The sequence below is a fragment of the Mycobacterium sp. E183 genome, from assembly GCF_001667735.1.
Taxonomy (GTDB): domain Bacteria; phylum Actinomycetota; class Actinomycetes; order Mycobacteriales; family Mycobacteriaceae; genus Mycobacterium.
Genome location: NZ_LZJN01000191.1, coordinates 113,924 through 132,534, shown reverse-complemented (window position 1 = coordinate 132,534; position 18,611 = coordinate 113,924). Strand labels below are relative to the sequence as shown.

The window sequence follows — 18,611 nt, the reverse complement described above, 5'->3', positions numbered from 1 at the left end:
GCTGGACAGGCCTGCTCGTGGATGAGGTGCTGGGGGGCACCGGGTGGCGTCCGGTCGAGGCCTGCGTCGTGGCGGAGGAGCTTGGTCGAGCGCAGGACGGGTCGGCGTGGTTGGGAACCACGATCGGTGCCGCGGCGCTCGCCTCCGCGCCCGGGTACCCCAGGCAACAGTTGCTGCCCGGCCTGCTCGCCGGGACCGCGACGGCCGGCGTCGCGATCGTCGGCGAGCCCGCACGGATCATCCGCCACGACGCAGGCCTCGACCGGACGCCACCCGGTGCCCCCCAGCACCTCATCCACGAGCAGGCCGGTCCAGTCCATTTCGGCAAGGTCCTTGACCGATCCCCGCTCGCCGCGTTCGGCCAGGAACTCCCGCGCCGACGCTCTCAACAGGTCGAGGTCGACGTCCTCGTCCGCCATCGCGCCGTTAGCTGCGGGCGAGCAGCTGGTCGGCGTTGTCGCGCATGATCCGTCGCTTGGTGGCGTCGTCGAGCGGGTCGAGCAACTTGGCGAACTCGGCCGGCACGGCCAGCCCTTCGGCGTGCGGGTAATCCGAGCCCATGACCAGGCAGTCGTCGTATCCCAGGCTCGCGACGATCGCCGGGATGTCGTCCTCGGGGTACGGCACGACCCGAACATGACGGCGGAAGATCGCCGACGGTCGCTCCGTGAGCTTCCCGCCGATCCATGGTCCGTTGCGGCCCATGCCGCGGCTCTTGTCCATGTGCCGGACGAAGAACGGCACCCATTCCGCGCCGTGCTCGGCGACGAGGACATTCAGACCCGGAAAGCGGCCGAAGAGATTGTCGAAGATGAGGGCTGACAACGTCTCCTCGATCGGCCGCTGCCCGTAGATGTTCATCCACTGCCACGCGGACATGTGCCAGGAGGCCGGGTCGGGGTCCTGGCCCCACGCGGGCGAAATCGCATTGAAGTACCAGAACGGCATGATGTGGAACACCAGGACGCAGCCGGCCTCCTGCAGGCGCGCGTAAATGGGATCGAAGTACGGGTCGCCCGGTGACCGGCCGTAGGCCGGCCCCGTCGGCAGCAGCACGAACTTCGCTCCCTGCGCGATGATCGCCTCGGTCTCCGCGATCGCGGAATCCAAGTCGCGCAACGACATCAGCGCCGTCGCATAGATCCTGTCGTCGTAGTTGAAGCCCCACTCTTCGTCGAACCATCGGTTGAACGAGCGCAGATTCGCATACAGTGCCGCAGTGTCGTCGACGTAGTGTTCCGCCGCCAGCGCCATACCGCTGGGATAGATGACCATCCGCTCGATGTTCTGGTCCGCCATGACGGCCAGCCGGGCGGCACGCTCGACGAATTCCGGTTGCATGGGTTGCGGCTCGTAAGACTCCTCGGGGTTGCCCGATCCCATTTGCCTGAGCATCTCCTTGAGCGAGCCTGGCCGGTAGGCGACATCCAGGCCCAAACCGCCCTCGCTGTTGAAGGTCGCGACGCGATGGCCGGCCAGGATCACCTCGACGCCGTCGGCCCCGCGTACGGTGGTGATCGCCCGGTCTCGGAACTTTTCGGGCAGATAGCGGGTGAACGCATCCCGCGTCTCGTAGCAGTGCGTATCGCAGTCGAAGATGCCGTAATCGAGTTTCGTGGTCACCGCGTCGGTCTCCTTTAGTGAGAATGTAAATTCTCTATTTCCAGAAAACATACTATCCTGGTGCGGCAATGGCCATCCCGGGCTGGATGCCCGAAGGGCTCGAGCAGCGGGCGGCGCCGGCTCGGCCGCAATCGCACCGAGGAGACATGAGACCTTCACAACCGCTGGGAGACAAGAGGATCGGGCCCGCAGCGATTGGCTTGTGGATGGCCGATCCCGCGACACGGCCGAGCCGGGAGGCTGCGCGTGCCGACCGGTGAGCTCGACGAGCTCCGCGCGGTCGTTCGGGACTACCTGACGGCCACATCACCCAGCGAGACCGTGCGCAAGTTGATGGCGACGGAAACCGGCTACGACGAGGCATCGTGGCGCCAGATGGCCGGCGAGTTGGGGCTGCACGGCATCGGGGTTCCCGAGCGGTGGGGCGGGGCGGGTGCGGGCATGGCCGAACTGGCGGTGGTCTTTGAGGAAATGGGGCGCGCGTTGCTGTGCTCCCCCTTCTTCGCCACCGTGGCCATGGCGACCCAGGCCATTCTCGCCAGCGGCGATGATGCCGCGGCCGAAGAGTTCATCCCCGGCTTCGTTGACGGCTCTGCCACCGCAACGCTGATCCTCAACGGCCGCCTTGGCGCCTGGGAACCCGGTGCAGTGACGTTGCGGGCCGACCGCAGCGGCGGCGCCTACCGGGTCCACGGTGAGGCGCCGCTCGTGATCGACGGTCACACCGCGGACATCATCCTCGCCGCGGCCAACACCGAAGCCGGCATCTCGTTGCTGGCGATTCGGGCCGGGTCAGAGGGGGTCCGGCGGACCCCGCTGGCCGGACTCGACCGCACCCGAAAAGTCGCCCGGCTGGAGTTCGGCGGTGTCCGGGCGGCGCTGATCGGCACGGAGGGGGCCGCGGCCGACTTCCTGGCACACACTTCGGACCTCGCCATCGTGGCGCTGACTGCCGAACAGGTGGGCGCCGCGCGGCGCTGCCTCGACATGGCCGTCGACTACGCCAAGCAACGGATCCAGTTCGGTCGGCCCATCGGCAGTTTCCAGGCGATCAAGCATCGGTGCGCGGACATGTTGGTTCAGGTTGAGGGTGCGCTTTCCGCCGTGACGCATGCGGCCGAAGTGGCCCACACCGATGACCTGCCGGCCACCGCGTCGGTCGCGAAAATGGTGTGTTCCGAGGCCTTCCTCCACGTCGCGCTCGACAACATGCGCATCCACGGCGGTATCGGCTTCACCTGGGAACACGACGCCCACCTTTTCGTCCGCCGCGCCAAGGCCACCCAGTTGATCTTCGGCGACCCGGACTACCACGCCCAACGACTGGCCACACTTGTCTCCGCGACGAAAGGACCCACGTGACCGTTTCTTTCTCTCTCGAACTGCCCACCCAGCGAGTCGAGGCGGTGGACGAGTTCGTCACCGCCGACGCCATTGCCGACATCGCGCGAGCGGCCGAGGCGAGCAAATTCGCGGCGGTCCATGTCACCGACCACCCCGCACCGGACTCCAAGTGGCTCGACCACGGCGGGCACCACGCCCTCGATCCGTTCGTCGCGTTGGCCTTCGCCGCCGCCGCAACGACCCACGTCAAGCTGCTGACCAACGTCTACATCGCCGCCTACCGCAACCCGTTCCTCGGCGCCAAATCGATTCAAAGCCTCGCGGTGTTGTCCGGGGGCCGGCTGATCCTGGGCACCGCGGCGGGATACCTGAAGCCCGAATTCAAGGCCCTGGGAGTCGATTTCGACAACCGCGGTGCCCTGCTCGATGAGGCCCTCGATGTGCTGGACAAGGTGCTCGGCGGCGGCGACCTCGCGTACGAGGGGACGTCGTTCGCCGCCCGCGGCGTCCGGTTGCGGCCGCTGCCCGCGAGTCCGCCCCCGGTCTGGGTCGGCGGCAACAGCAAGGCGGCGGTTCGCCGGGCGGTGTCACGCGCTCAGGGGTGGGCGCCGTTCAATACGTTCGGCTACGCGGCGGCCTCGCGCACAGCGGAAATCTCGACGATCGATGACCTGGCGCTCGCCATCGACTGGGCCAAGCAGTACGCGGCCGAGATCGGCCGCACCGCCCCGCTGGAGATCTGTTTCTCGGCGGGAAACCTGTTGGACGACGGTAAGTCGGCCGACGAACGTCACGCGACGATCGCGCGGCTCGAGTCCGCCGGGGTCACCTGGCTCACCATCGCGCCGGCAGGTGCCGACCGGACCGAAGTCATCGACCGTGCCCGCGCCTTCGCCGACGAGTTCATCGCCGGGTGACGCGACGTCACGCCATCAGGCTGCCGGCGGCGAATGCGTCCACGCTGATCCGGCGATGGGCGAACAGCCACCGACCGTCGACGGGTGTCAGTACGTCGCGGTAGCGGCCCCAGTGGTCGAGCCCGATGTCGGTGTGGACGGCGAAATAACTGCTGACCTCGACCCTGTCGCGGGCCACCGACCCGAACCTGATGCTGGTGACGTGGTGGCGGACATGAGTCGGTGCCCGCCGCCCCGATTGCCCAGGCTTTGTCACAGCGGCGCCCAGGCCCGCCTCGATCGCCGAGGGTCCCGTCAGCGGCCCGTCCCCCCCGGTGAATTCCAGCACGCCCTCGTCGGCGAAGCATGCCGCCAGCGCGCGAAGATCGAATCGGTCTGTGGCCGCGGTGCAGTCGGCCAACGTCTGTCGCACCGACTCCCGAACCTCGAGCTCCCACGCCTCCACCTGACCTCCTCGTTAATGACCGTTCCAGCACACGATAACGTTTATTCTCATGCCGCAACCAAGCCTTGAGGACCTGCTCGATCCGGTGACAACCGCGCTGGTGACCCAGGAGTGTCAGGGCGGGGTGATCGGGCCGCAGGCCGGCCTTCCGCTGCTCGCCGAGGAGGCCCGGCGAGAAGCCATTCCCAACATTGCCAGGCTGCTCGATGCGGCCAGGGCGGCCGGCGTGACGGTCGTGCACTGCCTGATACAGCGGCGCGCCGACGGTCGCGGTTCGAACACGAACGCCCGGTTGTTCGCGGCGGGGAAATCCTTCAGCGTCGACCTGACGCCCGGTAGCGCGGGCGCCTCGGTGCTCCCGGAATTGGGTCCACGCGACTCCGACCTTGTGCTCACCCGCACCCACGGTGTCGGCCCGATGTGCGGCACCGACCTGGACTCGATGCTGCGCAACCTGGGAATCAAAACCATTGTCGGAGTTGGTGTGTCGGTGAATATCGCGATCACCAACTTCGTCATGGATGCGGTCAACCGTGGCTATCAGTTCGTCCTACCGCGGGACGCGGTCAGTGGGTACCCGCGCGAGTATGCCGATTCGATCATCGACAACACGCTGTCCCTGCTCGCCACCGTGACCCCGTCGAGCGCGGTCATCGACGTGTGGAATGCAGCGGTGTGACCTGTCGCCGGCGCCCCAGATGTGGATGTTGCCGGGCGATGGTGATAACGTCGTTCTCAAATAGCGTAAATGATCATATTCGCTGCTCAGGAGGAAGAGTCACATGTCGTCCCGATCACTGCCGTATCCGGTTTTCGACATCGACAACCACATGTACGAGACGACGGACGCGCTCACGAAATACCTGCCCAAGGAGCACCGCGGGAAGGTCGGTTACGTCGAGGTCAACGGCAGGCCCAAACTGGTTGTCAAGGACCGCATCAGCCACATGATCCCCAACCCGACGTTCGCGCGGGTTGCGAGGCCGGGCAGCGCCGAGGATTACTTCCTCGGCAACAACCCCGAGGGCCTCAACTTTCGCGAGTTCATCGGCGAGGCAATGGATGTCATCCCCGCCTACCAGGCGCCCGCCCCGCGGTTGGAGCTGATGGATGAACTGGGCCTCGACCAGTGTGTGATGTACCCGACCCTCGCCAGCCTCATCGAGGAGCGCACCACCGACGACGTCGTCCTCACCCACGCGATCATCCACGCGCTCAACGAGTGGATGCACGAGCATTGGACGTTCAACTACCACGATCGGATCTTCGCCACACCCGTCATCTGCCTGCCGATCGTGGACGAAGCCATCAGGGAACTGCACTGGTGCTTGGAGCGCGGGATGAAGACATTCCTGGTTCGGCCCGCGCCGGTGCCCAGTCGCTTCGGCGGCTCGCGATCCATGGGGCTGCCCGAGTTCGACCCGTTCTGGGAGGAGGTCGTCAACGCCGGCATGCCGGTCACCATGCACGCCTCGGACAGCGGCTACCAAAAACACCTCATGGAATGGGAGGGCGGCGACGAGTACCTGTCCTTCGCACCGAGCGCCCTGCGCGAGGTCGTGATGGGGCACCGGGCCATCGAGGACACCCTGGCCGCCATGATCTGCCACGGCGCGCTCTCGCGCTTCCCGGATCTGAAGATCTTCTGCGTGGAGAACGGCAGCGGCTGGGTGCGCAACCTGCTCGAGCAGCTCAACACGGCGTACAAGATCATGCCGAAGGAGTTCGACGAGCACCCGGTCGAGGTGTTCAAGCGCAACATCTACATCCACCCGTTCCTCGAGGACGACGTCAAGGGCATCGTCGACATCATGGGCGAGGACCACGTCATGTTCGGCTCCGACTTCCCGCACCCCGAGGGTATCGGCGACCCGCTGAGCTTCGTCGACCGGCTGGACGGCATCCCGGACTCGGCCAAGGCAAAGATCATGGGCGGCAACGCGATCGAGCACTTGAAGGTCAAGGTCGCGGCGTGACCCAGGCGCCCGCTGGCCCCACGGTTTACGAGGGGATCGCGGACTTCGAGGCTCACGTCGGCGAGCACCTTGGGTACAGCGATTGGCATCGGGTCACGCAGAAGGAGATCGATCTCTTCGCCGAGGCAACTGGTGACCATCAGTGGATCCACGTCGACCGGGAGAGGGCGGCCAGCGGTCCGTATGGCAGGACCATCGCACACGGCTATCTGACCTTGTCGCTGGTACCCATCCTGGTGCAACAGATCTATAAGGTGACCGGGCTGGCGATGCAGGTGAACTACGGCTCCGACAAGCTTCGGTTCCCCGCGCCGGTGCCGGTCGACTCGCGCATCCGGGCGGGGGCCGAGCTGCTGAAGGTGGAGCGCAACGACAAGGGGGGACGGGCCACGGTGCGCGTCACGGTCGAAGTCGAGGGCAACGACCGACCGGCGTGCGTCGTCGACACGATCGCGGCGATGGTCGACGCCTGACCACACGACACACGCCCGCCGGGGCTGACGGCGGCGGGTATCGCTACGCGTTGAGAATGCGTTGGCCGATGACGCGTTGCTCCTGCAACGCGTCGATGTCCGCATCGGACAGTCCAAGCGCCCCAAGCACCTCGGCGTTGTGCTGACCCAGCGTCGGTGCGGCGGTCCGGTGGTGGTGTGCGGGGCCCGGCGAGATCTGAAATGGCCAGCCCGGAAACCTCTGTCGGCCAGTGATCGGGTGGGCCAAATCTTGATAGAAACCGCGCGCATCGAGCTGTTCGACGTCATACATCTCGTCGGCTGCAAGTAGACGCTCGGCTGGGACGCGTTGTCGGACAAGCGTTGCCACCAGCTCACCGGCGGGTCGCCTGCTCGTCCAACTCGCGAGCACCTCGTCGAATTCGTCGTGGTGTTGCCGGCGAGCTTCCGCAGTCGCGAATCTCGGGTCGTCGCGCAGCTCGTCACGATCGATGGCGGCCAGCAGCGCGACCCAGTCGGCGTCGTCGCGCACGGAGATCGCGATCCACTCGTCGGTGCGGGCCGTCGGATAAACGCCTTGGGCGTATTCGCGGTGCCGATTTCCCTCCCGCGGCCGCACCGTGCCCGTCAGTGAGTACTCGATCACCGGTTCGGCGGTCACCGCAGCGCCAACCTCGATTTGCGCGACCTCGATGAGCTGGCCCTCACCGGTCGACCGCCGATGCTCGAGCGCGGCCAGCAATGCCACACCCGCATGTACGCCGGCGATGGGATCGGCGGGGCCCTGCAGGTTGCACGGCGGGCCATCCGGGTAACCGGTCATCGCCGACATCCCGGACACCTGTTCGATGTTCAGCGCCCAGCCCACGTAGTCGCGCCACGGCCCTTCCAGACCGAATCCGGGCATTCGCACCATGATCACGCCGGGATTGATCTTCGCGAGGGACTCATAGTCGAGCCCGAATTGCTCGACCACGCGCGGCGAGAAGTTCTCCACCACCACGTCGGCCTCGGCGGCCAGCCGCAGGGCCAACTCGCGGCCGGCGGCGGAGTTGAGGTCCAGGGTGATATCGCGCTTGTTGAGGTTCGTTCCCTGCCAAAGTGGCCCCCGTTCGTACCAGTCTTCCCCTTCGCGGAGTAACGAGCCGGAGTAGCGGTGGCCGTCGGGGCGTTGGATGGATTCGACCTTGACCACGTCCGCCCCGAACGCGCCGAGGTAGCACGTCAGGTAGGCGCCCGCCCAGAAGGTGCTCAGGTCGAAGACCTTCAAACCGTCGAACGGCAGGGCGACATTGCGGACGCCGTCCTCCCACCGGGGTGCTTCCCGCTCGCCCCAAGCGGCCTGCGTGGCGCTTCGGAGGGCGGGAGCAGGCGGCGATGGCGGCACCGGCGTCTTCGAAAACCGAAACGGCGCACCAGGTCTGGTGAATCCGCCGGATTCGGTCGGGGCCTTGACGAAGAACCCTCGCTCGGCGTACTGCGGACAGGCGAGAATGGTGTCGCCGTCGGTGACCGGCGCGGCGGGTATCCGCATGGCCTGACTCAGCTCGACCAGATCGGAGACGGTCATCGAATCGAGGAAGGGCTGTGCCTTGGCAAAGAACTCGCCGCGCTCTGGCCCGCCCAGCATGACCGCGAGCTGATGCTCGCCGAATTCGGGCAACCCGACCATGGCGCACACGTCCAGCCAGTGCTGGCCGGTCAGGCAGTTGATGCCGATCCAGCCATCGGCGGCCCGAACGATCCCCAGCATCGGTGCGGCTTTGGAATTCGTCGGCAGACCAAGGCTTTTCAGGCGAGCCGCCATCAGCATCGGATACGGCAGCGTCGACAGCAACGACTCGAACATCGAGACGTCAACCTCGACGGGCCTGTTCGTTCCGCCCGCGGCGATTCGCAGTGCAGTCAGCGTCCCGAGGGCCGCATACGAGCCCGCGATGTACTCCGGAATCCGGGCGCCCGCCTGCACCGGAGCCCGACCGGGATCGCGCATGTTCACCCACCCCGCGGCCGCCTGCAAGGTCAACGGAGTCGTCACCCGGTCGCGAAGCGGTCCCTCCTGGCCGAAGCTCGAGATCCGGACGACTATGAGGCCGGGGTTGATCCGGCCAAGAGCCTCCAGGTCCAGTCCCCACTCCAGGCGGGCAGCCGAGCCCGCCGGCAGGTCCTCGACGAGCACATCCGCCGTCGCGGTCAACTCGTGGACGGCGGCGAGGCCATCCTCCTGACCGAAATCGACTGTCGTTCCGCGTTTTCCCGCATTGAGATACCCGAACAGCCCGCATCGCTCGGGATCCGGAACGTTCGCGGGGAACGGACCCCACCGGCGCAACGGGTCACCCGCCGGCGGCTCGATCTTGAATACGTCGGCGCCCAGGTCGACGAGCAGTTTTGTGCAATACGGCCCCGCGATCTCGGAGGCCAGCTCGACGACACGCAACCCCGTCAGCGGCCGGTTCACGCCGGTATCCCGATGGCCTTCGGCTCCATGTAGGCCCGCAGTCCCATCACACCGCCCTCCCGGCCGATCCCGCTCTGCTTGAAGCCGCCGAACGGTGCGTCCCCGGGGATGGTGCCGTTGATCGACACCTGCCCGGTCCGGATCCGGCGGGCGATGCCCACGGCACGGTCGACGTCACGTCCCCAAACCGCGCCACCTAGCCCGTAGGCCGAGTTGTTGGCGATCGCCACCGCGTCGTGGTCGTCGCGGTACCGCAACACCGTCAGGACGGGTCCGAACACCTCCTCCTGCGCGATGTAGGACTCGGCCGACGCATCGGTGAGTATCGTCGGCTCGAAATAGAAGCCCTTGTTCAGGTCTTTCGGACGGGCTCCCCCGGCCACCACGGTTGCACCGTCGGCCTCAGCGCGTTTGACGAAGCCCTCGACGCGGTCGAGGTGCTCGCGGCTTATCAGCGGTCCCATGGTGACCGCCGGATCGACGGGATCGCCGATCACGACCGCGCGGGCCAGCGCGGCGAGCCGGTCCACCACGTCGTCGTGGATCGCGTCCGGCAGCAGCAGCCTGCTGTTGAGGATGCAGGCCTGCCCGGCGTGCATCGTGCAGCCCTCGAACAGCAGGCGCTCCATCAATTCGTCGGTGACGTCCACGTCGGGAAGCAGGATCGTCGCCGACTTTCCGCCGCATTCCAGCAGAACTCGTTTCATGGTCGTCGCCGCGCCCGCCATCACGTCGCGGCCCACGACCGAGCTGCCGGTGAAACTGACCATGTCGACCCTGGGGTCCAAGGTCAGGCTTCTGCTGGCCTCGAGGCTGTTCGGGGTGACCACATTGACCACACCCGGGGGGATGTCGGTGTCCTCGTGGACGACCCGGGCGAGGGCGAGCCCGGCAAGGGGCGTCAGCGGGGACGGTTTGAGCACGAGCGTATTTCCGGCCGCGAGCGCCGCTCCCAATTTCATGACATTGAGGGTGTGCGGGAAGTTCCACGGCGTCATCGCCGCCACCACACCGAGCGGTTCGTAGCGCAACAGCGTGGTGCCCGCGGCACCCCACGCGTCCAAGGGCGCCTCGGCGGGTTCGACTGCCAGTTCGGCCGCGTGTCCCATCATGAAGACCGGTCCGTCGACGTGAATCAGCCGCTCGTTTGCGGTACAGCCCCACTCGGCCTGCGCGAGGTCGTAGATCTCCTCTCCCCTGGCCAGCAACGCGTCGCTGAGCTGTTGCAGGCACCGCGCACGCTCGGCGGGCTCGGCCGCCGGCCACGGACCCGTATCGAAGGCCGTTCTCGCGGCGCCGATCGCCTGCGCAACTTGGTCAACGCTGGCGTCGGGCGCCGTTCCGATCACCGCTTCGGTCGCGGGGTTCGTGACGTCGTAGCGCCCGCTGTCCGGGTCGGTCCACCGCCCGTCGATGTAGTGCCCCTCAGCCTCGAGGAGGGAACGAGACCCAGCCATCATCCGCCTGCCTTCCCTGACTGCTTGCTCGCGGCGCGATGCGGGCGGCGCCTTACGAGAACATACATACTTTGGCAGTGTGTACACAACCCGCTGCAGCGCCCTGACCGGCAATTAACGGAATTTCCGGTCATATACGCCGTGATTGACAGATGGCCCGGGCCTACTGTAGACACCATGGAAACGGACATTCTTCTCAAATCTGTCCGAAGCAAGCTCGGTGTCGAGGAAGGCATGCGGTGCCCACAACTACTGTCCCATTGCATTCACCCGACTTCTACGCCGGCGATCCGTACCCGGTCTACCGAGAGCTTCGCAACACCACGCCCGTCGTGTGGAATGACGTCACCAAGTTCTGGGCGCTGTTGAAGTACGAGGACATTCGTTATGTCTCCGGCCACCCACTGACCTTCTCATCGACGAAGGGCATCTCGATACCGGATCCCGCCCAACCCGAACCCGTTCAGGAGGGCAACCTGATCTTCACCGATCCCCCACGCCACCGGCAGCTTCGCAAGCTCATCAACTCCGGCTTCACCCGCCGCCAGGTGCAGCTGCTCGAACCCAAGGTGCGCGAGATCGTGCGCGGCATAGTGGACAACATCGACCCGGCAAAGACCCAGCAGTTCGCCGAGGACATCGCGTCACCCCTGCCGACGCGGTTGATCGCGGAGATGCTGGGGGCCCCGACCGAGGACTGGGAAAAGTTTCGGACGTGGTCCGACGCGGCGGTGGGCACCGCCGATCCGGACATCGAGATGGATCACCTCGTCGCGCTCGGTGAGCTCTACGAATATTTCACCAAGCTCATCGCGGCTCGCCGATCCGGTGAGGTCAGCGGGCAAAACGATCTGCTGAGCATTTTGGCGGCGGCCGAGGTCGACGGTGAGCAGCTCAGCGACGCGGACCTGCTGAATTTTTCGTTCCTGTTGTTGGTCGCCGGCAACGAAACCACCCGCAATCTGATCGCGTTGGGCACGCTGGCGTTGATCGACCATCCCGATCAGTTCGCGCTACTGCGGTCGAACCCGGCGGAATTGTTGCCCTGCGCGGTCGAGGAGATGCTGCGATTCACCAGCCCGGTCACCCACATGGCCCGCTGCGCCACCGAGGACGTCGAGATCCGCGGCCAGCAGATCAAGGCGGGCGACACGGTGGTCATGCTCTACGGCGCCGCCAACCGCGACGAAGAAATCTTCGGCCCTACCAGCGAAGACTTCGACATCACGCGTAACCCGAACCCCCACATCGCATTCGGTGCGGGTGAGCACGCCTGCCTTGGTGCCCAGCTGGCCCGGCTGGAGGCTCGAGTGTTCTTCGAGGTGCTCTTGGGAACGTATCCGTCGATCGAACTCACCGGCGACGTGACGCGACTGCGCGCCACCATGACGCCAGGCGTGAAGAGCATGCCGGTACGACTGGGAACGAGCGGCTGATGGACTTCGACTACACACCCGAACAGGAACAGCTTCGGAAGGACTACCGGACCCGCCTCGAAGCGGTGATGACGCCGGAGCGCAGAGCCGCCGTCGCCAACCTGACGGAGGGAGGCGCCGCGATCGCCGAATGCAGGCGCGCGCTCGGCGAGGCCGGTCTGCTCGGCGTCGCCTGGCCGGTTGAATTCGGGGGCGGCGGCCTGACCGCGCTGGAGCAGTACATCTTCTCGGAAGAGGCCCGCAGGGTCAACGCCCCGCTGCCGATGATCACGCTCAACACCGTGGGGCCCACGCTGATTCAGTACGGCACCGAGGAGCAGAAAGCCAAGTTTCTGCCCGCCATCCTCAAGGGCACCGTCGAATTTGCGATCGGCTACTCGGAGCCCGGGGCCGGCAGCGATCTCGCGTCGCTGCGCACCACGGCGGTGCGCGACGGCGACGAGTTCGTCATCAACGGCTCGAAAATGTTCACCAGCGGGGCCGAGTTCGCCGACTACATCTGGCTGGCCGCCCGTACCGACCCGAACGCGAAGAAGCACAAGGGGATAACCCTTTTCATCGTGCCGACCGACTCGCCGGGGTTCTCCTGGAAGCCTTTACACACCATGCCGGGTGTGTCGACGTATTACACCTTCTACGATGACGTCCGGGTACCCGAGAGCGCCATCGTGCTCGGCGAGAACCAGGGCTGGACGTTGGTGACGAACCAGCTGAATCTGGAACGCGCCGCGCTCGGCAACCTCGGCGCCCTGGAACCGCTGTTCAACAAGACGCTCAAATGGGCGTCGACGACGCCGCTGGACGACGGCATGGTCATCGACAAGCCCTGGGCGCAGCAGGCGCTGGCCCGCGTGGAAGCGCAGGTCGCGGCCTACCGACTGCTCAATTTGCGCGTGAACTCGACGATGAGCGCCGGCGCACTCGGCATGGGCGAGGCTTCCGCGGCAAAGGTGTTCGGCACGGAGCTCACGCAGCAGGTTGCCCGCGAACTGCTCGAGGTTGTCGGCCAGGCCGGTACGCGCAAGGACGCGGCGGCTCCACTCAAGGGCGAATTGGAGAGCGCATATCGCATGGCGGTCATCAACACATTCGGCGGCGGGGCCAACGAGCTTCAACGCGACATCATCGCCATGGCAGGCCTGGGGATGCCGCGCGCGCCGCGCGACATGCGGGCCGGCGCATCCTAAGAGGAAGGTACGAGCCGTGACCGAAACAACGAAGGACCCGCTGCGCGAGCGCCTCGACGCGCTCATCGGTAGACCCATCAGTTCCGGACAGCCGGTCAAGGCGCCGGATCCCGTGAATGCGGCAATGATTCGGCATTGGGCGTACGCGCTCGACGATATGAACCCCGCCTATCTGGATCCGGAGTTTGCCTCCTCCTCTCGCTACGGTGGCCTCGTCTCGCCTCCGGTGATGCTGCAGTCGTGGACCATGGCGCCACCCAAGCTCGCAGGCATTCACGAGCGTGGCGGAGTCCCCGTCGAGCTCAAGGAGAATCCGCTGCAGTTCCTGACCGATGCGGGCTACACCGGCACGGTCGCCACCAACTCCGAGTTCGAGCTCGAGCGTTACCCACGGGTGGGCGACGAGATCACCGCCGAAACGGTTTTCGAGACGATCTCCGACGAGAAGAAGACGGCGATGGGCCACGGCTACTTCGTCACCTGGATCACCACCTATCGCGACCAGAACGGCGAGGTGATCGGCCGCCAGCGGTTCCGCACCCTGCGGTTCAAGACGGGAAACTGATGGCCACCAGACTCGCTCCGTCGATCAGTCCGGACACCGAATTCTTCTGGTCGGGCCTTCGGGACCACAAGCTGCTGATCCAGCGGTGCACGGACTGCAAGACCCTGCGGGTGCCCCCGCGCCCGATGTGCGGGAACTGCCAGTCCCTCAACTGGGATTCCGTCGAATCGACCGGCCGCGGAACGGTTTACAGCTTTGTCATGCCGCAATATCCTCCGCTGCCGTTCCTCCAATATCCCTACGTGGTCGCCCTGATCGAGCTCGACGAAGGAGTTCGCATCGTGTCGAACCTGTGCGGAATCGAGCCCGGCGCCATCGAGGTCGGGTTGCCCGTCGAGGTTTTCTACGAGAATTTCGAAGCCATCCCGAGCGGGGAAGAGCTGGTGCTGCACCAGTTCCGGCCCGCGCGCTGACAACGAGGCATCAAGCGAGCATGGACTTTACCTTCACCGAAGAACAAGAGACGGTCGGCAAGGTGGCCCGTCAACTCTTCGAGCACCGCGCCACCCCCGACGCTCTGACCGACCTGGAATCCGGCGAGGTTCGCCACGACGAAGCGCTGTGGCGCGAACTCGCTTCGTCGGACCTGCTGGGCATCGCGCTGCCCGAGTCCGTCGGCGGCAGCGGACGCGGCTTCCTCGAGCTCGGCGTGCTACTCGCCGAGGTCGGCTGGAGCGTTGCGCCCGCGCCCGTCTACGCGACCCTCCTGCTCGGCGCGGATACCATTGCGCGACACGGTGACTCGGCTATCCACGAGCGATACCTCCCGGGAGTGGTGGACGGCAGCACGATCCTCACAGCCGCGCTCGCCGAACAGGGCAACTCCGACCCGACCGCGCCACGCACAACCGCGCGCGCCGACGGCGACGCCTGGACCCTCGACGGCAGCAAGGAGCTCGTACCGGCGGCGCAGCTTGCCGAAGCCGTCGTGGTTTCGGCTCAAGCCGACGACGGCCCGGCCTTGTTCGTCGTCGATGCGGCGGCCGACGGCGTCACCGTGTCGCCGGTGGCGACCACCAACGGTGAGCCCTACGCGGATGTCGAACTGACTGGCGTCGTGGGGCATCGACTCAACGGGGGTGGCGCCGCGGACGCGGTCGGCTCGCTGTACACCAGGGCACTGGTCGGTTTGTGCGCGATGCAACTCGGCGTCGCCGAACGCGCGTTGAAGATCGCCGCTTCCTACACCGGCGAACGCGAGCAGTTCGGCAGACCCATCGGCTCGTTCCAGGCCGTGCAGCAACGGCTGGCCGATGCATTCATCGACGTCGAGGCGATCCGGTGGACCACCTGGCACGCCGCGTGGCTGATCGCCGAGGGTCGGCCCGCGACGCGCGAGGCCGCCATCGCCAAGTTCTGGGCGGCTGAAGCCGGAGCGCGGGTCGTGGCGTCGGCCCAGCAGGTCCACGGCGGCATTGGCATCGACGTCACTTACCCGCTCCACCGATATTTTCTGTGGGGCAAGCAGATCGAGCTCTCCCTGGGCGCGGCCCCCCTCCAGCTCGCCCGCCTGGGCGCGACCTACCCGGAAGGAAGCAGATGACCTCCACCGCCGATCGCACCACCACGCTGGCGTGGGACTCGATCAATGTGGGTGACGAAGTCGCCCCGCTGGATGTTCCGGTGACCACCACGCTGATCGTCGCCGGGGCCATCGCATCCCGTGATTACATGCCGGTTCACCACGACCGCGATTTCGCGAACTCCCAAGGATCGAAAGACATCTTCTTGAACATCCTCACGACCAATGGTCTCTGCGTGAAATTCCTGCACGACTGGGCGGGCCCGGAGGCGATGATCAGGAAACTGTCCATCCGCCTCGGCGTACCCGCATACCCGAATGATCCGCTCCGGTTCACTGGTTCGGTCACGGACAAGTCCCAGACCGACCGCGAAGGACTTGTCGAGGTCACCTTCAAAGGCACCAACAGCCTCGGTGACCACGTCTCCGGGACCGCGGTGCTCAGCCTGCTCCACGGTGTGGACTTATGAGCGACGGTATCGGCGGTAAAGCCGCGCTGGCCGGTATCGGACAGACCGAGTTTTCCAAGGAATCGGGCCGCACCGAGATGCAACTGGCGTGCGAGGCGGTGCTCGCCGCGATCCGCGACGCCGGGCTGACGCCCGCGGACATCGACGGCATGGTCACCTTCAGCGTGGACGACAACGAGGAGATCGAGGTCGCCCGCAACGTCGGCATCCGGGAACTGACGTTCTTCACCCGGGTTCCGCACGGCGGTGGCGCGGCGGCCGGCACCGTCATGCAGGCCGCCATGGCGGTCGCGACCGGAGCGGCAAAAGCGGTGGTGTGCTACCGAGCCTTCAACGAGCGCTCCGGCTTCCGCTTCGGCGGCGCCGGCCGCCAGCCGGGCGTGACACCGCTGTGGATGGCGCCCTACGCGCCGTTCGGCTTCATGACGCCGGCCGCCTGGGTGGCCTTGCACGCCCACCGTTACATGACGACGTACGGCGTCACCAACGCGGACTTCGGCAAGATCTCCGTCATCGACCGCAAGCACGCCGCGAGGAATCCCGATGCGTGGTTCTACGGGAAGCCGATCACCCTCGAGCAACACCAGCAATCACGATGGATCATCGAGCCGGTGTTGCGACTGCTCGACTGCTGTCAGGAAAGCGACGGCGGCGTTGCCATGGTGGTGACCAGCGTCGAGAGGGCACGAGACTTGGCCAAGCCGCCCGCCGTCATCACGGCCGCCGCCCAGGGCGCCGCCCATGACGGCGAGGTGATGACGAGTTACTACCGCGAGGACATCACCGGGCTGCCGGAGATGGGCGTCGTCGGCGACAAACTGTGGCGGGATTCCGGCCTTAAACCACAAGATATTTCGACGGCGTTCCTCTACGACCACTTCACGCCCTTCGTCTTCACCCAACTCGAGGAACTCGGCTTCTGCGGCCGCGGCGAGGCCAAGGACTTCGTCTCGGTCGACGAGCTGTCACTCGGCGGCCGCATGCCGATCAACACCAACGGCGGCCTGCTGGGCGAGGCATACATCCACGGCATGAACGGCATCACCGAGGGCGTCCGTCAGGTGCGCGGCACGTCGCACAATCAGGTGGACAACGTCGAACACGTGCTGGTCACGTCGGGCACCGGCGTTCCCACCAGTGGCTTGATTCTCGCCCCCGATCACTGAGCACGCAGGCGAGGAAAGCCGATGACGCAGGCTACCGCGGTCGACACCCGAGCGGCGCTCATTTCGGCCGCGTTCGCCTGCTTCCGAACGCGCGGCTTGCGCAAGACGACGATCGTCGACATCGCACGCGCCGCCGACGTGTCCAGAAGCACGTTCTACGAATACTTCCGGGACAAGGAGACGATTGTCGAGGCTTGCGCGGAGGAGGCGTCACAAAGCTTCTATCGCAAGCTGGCAAAGGCGATTGACCGCGACGGCGGCAGCACCCTGGAGGAAAAGCTGGTCCGCGCAGCGGTTTTCGTTACCCAAGCCCGCCGGGTGGTGGAGCACGAGTCATATTTCGACGAAGAACAGGTCAACTTGATGTTGACCAAGAACGCGTCGACCCTAGTGCGGGAATGCGGTGAATTTCTCGCGCCATACATCTCCGCGGCGAGGCTGACCGGTGAGGTGCGCAACGACCTCGACGTTCGATCGGCGTCGGAGTGGTTTGCACGAATCCTGCTGTCTTTGTTCACAACCCCGTCACCCTATCTCGACGTGGATGACGACGCGGTGGCCGACTTCGTCCGAGCGTATGTCGTGCGGGGATTCAGCCATGAGCGAGGCAAACGAAGCAGCGCGTGGCTCCCGAGACCGCCAAGCTGACGGCAGGACGATGTGCACCTAGGACCCCGCCTTGGCGCGTGCGCCGTCGAGAGACGGCACTGCGTGGCCGCCCACTCGGTCGACCTCGCGCAACAGAGGTTTCGCGGCAGCATGGATTTCGCTCATCGTCATGGCGCGTAGTGGGTGGAACCCAAGGATGAGTCGCACATGTCCCCTATCGTCAAGGACGGGCGCCGAGATGGTGGCAACCCGGAGCGCATCGCGTGCGCCGTCGCCGGATAGCAGGTTCGCCGATATGAATTCGATGCGCAATTGGTCGACGACGGAGCGCAAGTTGTGGGGCACTGTCTCGGTAGACAGCGTCTCGATCGCATGAGCCGCCTGCGCCAGCGCGGGAGTCATCCAATCGACGTCATAACCGCGGTCGCGCGTCTGAGCCAACACTGCGCGAAGGCGCTCCGCCAGCGACGTGTCTCCGGCCGCGCCGCGCTGAATCCACGATTCCTGTTGGGTTGGGATATCCCATGCGGCGCAGGCGATCCCAAACGGCGGTGCATAGGGGATCCGCTCGAGGGAAGCGACCGGTGCGTTAGACCCGTCGGGACTTTCGAACGCGGTGATCACCAGTTCGTCTCCACTGCGCTCGACCACCGAGGCCGGCGCACCGGTTGCCTCAGTGAGACGGTGGATGGCTTCGCGAGCGACAGCCAGAAGTGGGCGCGCTGCTTCGAACCTCTCCGCGATGAGGGCAATAGTGGGACCAAGATCAAACTTCTTGGAAATGGGATCACGCGTCGCCCAACCGCGGTCACACAACGTCTTGAGTATGGAGTGCGCCGTGGCCTGAGAAAGGCCAAGTTCGCGAGCGACGTCGGAGAAGCGGTGCCCGCCATCCTCCGGCCTGCTGAGAAACTCAACGACATCGAGGACACGCTCGGCCGGTGCTGACGTGACTCCGCGCATCTTGACTCCTCTCGCGCC

Annotated in this window: 19 protein-coding genes; 14 read left to right on the top strand and 5 right to left on the bottom strand. The window is 65.9% G+C overall.

Going from position 1 to position 18,611, the window contains the following annotated elements:
* The first annotated feature begins 17 nt into the window (after positions 1-17).
* Positions 18-467: a hypothetical protein gene (locus A5691_RS28180; protein ID WP_369827025.1), complete on the top strand. Its 450-nt coding sequence runs from the start codon at positions 18-20 to the stop codon at positions 465-467.
* On the opposite strand, the gene A5691_RS23480 is transcribed toward A5691_RS28180, so the two are convergent.
* Positions 427-1,623: an amidohydrolase family protein gene (locus A5691_RS23480; RefSeq protein ID WP_067761268.1), complete on the bottom strand. Its 1,197-nt coding sequence runs from the start codon at positions 1,621-1,623 to the stop codon at positions 427-429. The two genes, A5691_RS28180 and A5691_RS23480, sit on opposite strands and share 41 nt — an antisense overlap.
* A 246-nt stretch (positions 1,624-1,869) precedes the next feature.
* Between A5691_RS23480 and A5691_RS23475 the strand changes: the two genes are divergently transcribed.
* Both A5691_RS23475 and A5691_RS23470 read left to right on the top strand, forming a co-directional pair.
* Positions 1,870-2,985 (top strand): acyl-CoA dehydrogenase family protein, encoded by a 1,116-nt coding sequence (locus A5691_RS23475; RefSeq protein ID WP_068014903.1) that lies wholly within the window; start codon positions 1,870-1,872, stop codon positions 2,983-2,985.
* Complete coding sequence (locus tag A5691_RS23470) at positions 2,982-3,884, top strand: TIGR03619 family F420-dependent LLM class oxidoreductase (protein ID WP_067761262.1); 903 nt, start codon at positions 2,982-2,984, stop codon at positions 3,882-3,884. The genes A5691_RS23475 and A5691_RS23470 overlap by 4 nt, the downstream gene beginning before the upstream one ends.
* Before the next feature lie 7 nt (positions 3,885-3,891).
* Here A5691_RS23470 and A5691_RS23465 read toward each other — a convergent pair whose 3' ends face one another.
* Positions 3,892-4,329: a nuclear transport factor 2 family protein gene (locus tag A5691_RS23465; RefSeq protein ID WP_082950465.1), complete on the bottom strand. Its 438-nt coding sequence runs from the start codon at positions 4,327-4,329 to the stop codon at positions 3,892-3,894.
* Between the two features lie 49 nt (positions 4,330-4,378).
* On the opposite strand from A5691_RS23465, the gene A5691_RS23460 reads away from it, so the two are divergent.
* The 3 genes from A5691_RS23460 to A5691_RS23450 all read left to right on the top strand — a co-directional run bounded on the left by A5691_RS23460 (position 4,379) and on the right by A5691_RS23450 (position 6,778).
* The gene (locus tag A5691_RS23460) at positions 4,379-5,008 is read left to right on the top strand and encodes a cysteine hydrolase (RefSeq protein ID WP_067761259.1); all 630 of its coding nucleotides are present in this window, start codon (positions 4,379-4,381) and stop codon (positions 5,006-5,008) included.
* Between the two features lie 103 nt (positions 5,009-5,111).
* Entirely contained in the window at positions 5,112-6,305 is a 1,194-nt protein-coding gene (locus A5691_RS23455) for an amidohydrolase family protein (protein ID WP_068014900.1), read from the top strand.
* On the top strand, positions 6,302-6,778 hold the full coding sequence (locus tag A5691_RS23450; protein WP_068014898.1) for a MaoC family dehydratase: 477 nt from the start codon (positions 6,302-6,304) through the stop codon (positions 6,776-6,778). Before A5691_RS23455 ends, A5691_RS23450 begins: the two co-directional genes overlap by 4 nt.
* Positions 6,779-6,821: 43 nt before the next feature.
* Here A5691_RS23450 and A5691_RS23445 read toward each other — a convergent pair whose 3' ends face one another.
* Together A5691_RS23445 and A5691_RS23440 are read right to left on the bottom strand one after the other, a co-directional pair.
* Positions 6,822-9,218, bottom strand: a complete 2,397-nt coding sequence (locus A5691_RS23445; protein ID WP_068014895.1) for a CaiB/BaiF CoA-transferase family protein — start codon at positions 9,216-9,218, stop codon at positions 6,822-6,824.
* The gene (locus A5691_RS23440; protein WP_068014909.1) at positions 9,215-10,675 is read right to left on the bottom strand and encodes an aldehyde dehydrogenase family protein; all 1,461 of its coding nucleotides are present in this window, start codon (positions 10,673-10,675) and stop codon (positions 9,215-9,217) included. The genes A5691_RS23445 and A5691_RS23440 overlap by 4 nt, the downstream gene beginning before the upstream one ends.
* A 260-nt stretch (positions 10,676-10,935) precedes the next feature.
* Between A5691_RS23440 and A5691_RS23435 the strand changes: the two genes are divergently transcribed.
* Genes A5691_RS23435 through A5691_RS23400 form a run of 8 tightly spaced genes read left to right on the top strand, consistent with a single transcriptional unit; the run spans position 10,936 to position 17,669 of the window.
* Complete coding sequence (locus A5691_RS23435; protein WP_067747650.1) at positions 10,936-12,111, top strand: cytochrome P450; 1,176 nt, start codon at positions 10,936-10,938, stop codon at positions 12,109-12,111.
* On the top strand, positions 12,111-13,298 hold the full coding sequence (locus A5691_RS23430) for an acyl-CoA dehydrogenase family protein (protein ID WP_068014891.1): 1,188 nt from the start codon (positions 12,111-12,113) through the stop codon (positions 13,296-13,298). Before A5691_RS23435 ends, A5691_RS23430 begins: the two co-directional genes overlap by 1 nt.
* Before the next feature lie 16 nt (positions 13,299-13,314).
* On the top strand, positions 13,315-13,863 hold the full coding sequence (locus tag A5691_RS23425) for a MaoC family dehydratase N-terminal domain-containing protein (protein WP_067747646.1): 549 nt from the start codon (positions 13,315-13,317) through the stop codon (positions 13,861-13,863).
* Complete coding sequence (locus tag A5691_RS23420; RefSeq protein WP_068014886.1) at positions 13,863-14,276, top strand: Zn-ribbon domain-containing OB-fold protein; 414 nt, start codon at positions 13,863-13,865, stop codon at positions 14,274-14,276. The genes A5691_RS23425 and A5691_RS23420 overlap by 1 nt, the downstream gene beginning before the upstream one ends.
* Before the next feature lie 20 nt (positions 14,277-14,296).
* On the top strand, positions 14,297-15,406 hold the full coding sequence (locus A5691_RS23415; RefSeq protein ID WP_068014883.1) for an acyl-CoA dehydrogenase family protein: 1,110 nt from the start codon (positions 14,297-14,299) through the stop codon (positions 15,404-15,406).
* Positions 15,403-15,855: a MaoC family dehydratase gene (locus A5691_RS23410; protein ID WP_067747641.1), complete on the top strand. Its 453-nt coding sequence runs from the start codon at positions 15,403-15,405 to the stop codon at positions 15,853-15,855. The genes A5691_RS23415 and A5691_RS23410 overlap by 4 nt, the downstream gene beginning before the upstream one ends.
* Positions 15,852-17,021 (top strand): lipid-transfer protein, encoded by a 1,170-nt coding sequence (locus A5691_RS23405; protein ID WP_067747638.1) that lies wholly within the window; start codon positions 15,852-15,854, stop codon positions 17,019-17,021. The genes A5691_RS23410 and A5691_RS23405 overlap by 4 nt, the downstream gene beginning before the upstream one ends.
* 21 nt (positions 17,022-17,042) lie before the next feature.
* Positions 17,043-17,669: a TetR/AcrR family transcriptional regulator gene (locus tag A5691_RS23400; RefSeq protein ID WP_067747635.1), complete on the top strand. Its 627-nt coding sequence runs from the start codon at positions 17,043-17,045 to the stop codon at positions 17,667-17,669.
* Positions 17,670-17,687: 18 nt separating this feature from the next.
* On the opposite strand, the gene A5691_RS23395 is transcribed toward A5691_RS23400, so the two are convergent.
* The gene (locus A5691_RS23395) at positions 17,688-18,593 is read right to left on the bottom strand and encodes a helix-turn-helix domain-containing protein (RefSeq protein WP_067747633.1); all 906 of its coding nucleotides are present in this window, start codon (positions 18,591-18,593) and stop codon (positions 17,688-17,690) included.
* Positions 18,594-18,611: the final 18 nt, after the last annotated feature.

Excerpts from the sequence above, each read along its gene's own strand:
- A5691_RS23415 (WP_068014883.1), top strand. The coding sequence starts at position 14,297 with ATGGACTTTACCTTCACCGAAGAACAAGAGACGGTCGGCAAGGTGGCC.
- A5691_RS23400 (WP_067747635.1), top strand. The coding sequence starts at position 17,043 with ATGACGCAGGCTACCGCGGTCGACACCCGAGCGGCGCTCATTTCGGCC.
- A5691_RS23455 (WP_068014900.1), top strand. The coding sequence starts at position 5,112 with ATGTCGTCCCGATCACTGCCGTATCCGGTTTTCGACATCGACAACCAC.
- A5691_RS23410 (WP_067747641.1), top strand. The coding sequence starts at position 15,403 with ATGACCTCCACCGCCGATCGCACCACCACGCTGGCGTGGGACTCGATC.
- A5691_RS23430 (WP_068014891.1), top strand. The coding sequence starts at position 12,111 with ATGGACTTCGACTACACACCCGAACAGGAACAGCTTCGGAAGGACTAC.
- A5691_RS23420 (WP_068014886.1), top strand. The coding sequence starts at position 13,863 with ATGGCCACCAGACTCGCTCCGTCGATCAGTCCGGACACCGAATTCTTC.
- A5691_RS23395 (WP_067747633.1), bottom strand. The coding sequence starts at position 18,593 with ATGCGCGGAGTCACGTCAGCACCGGCCGAGCGTGTCCTCGATGTCGTT.
- A5691_RS23405 (WP_067747638.1), top strand. The coding sequence starts at position 15,852 with ATGAGCGACGGTATCGGCGGTAAAGCCGCGCTGGCCGGTATCGGACAG.
- A5691_RS23460 (WP_067761259.1), top strand. The coding sequence starts at position 4,379 with ATGCCGCAACCAAGCCTTGAGGACCTGCTCGATCCGGTGACAACCGCG.
- A5691_RS23440 (WP_068014909.1), bottom strand. The coding sequence starts at position 10,675 with ATGGCTGGGTCTCGTTCCCTCCTCGAGGCTGAGGGGCACTACATCGAC.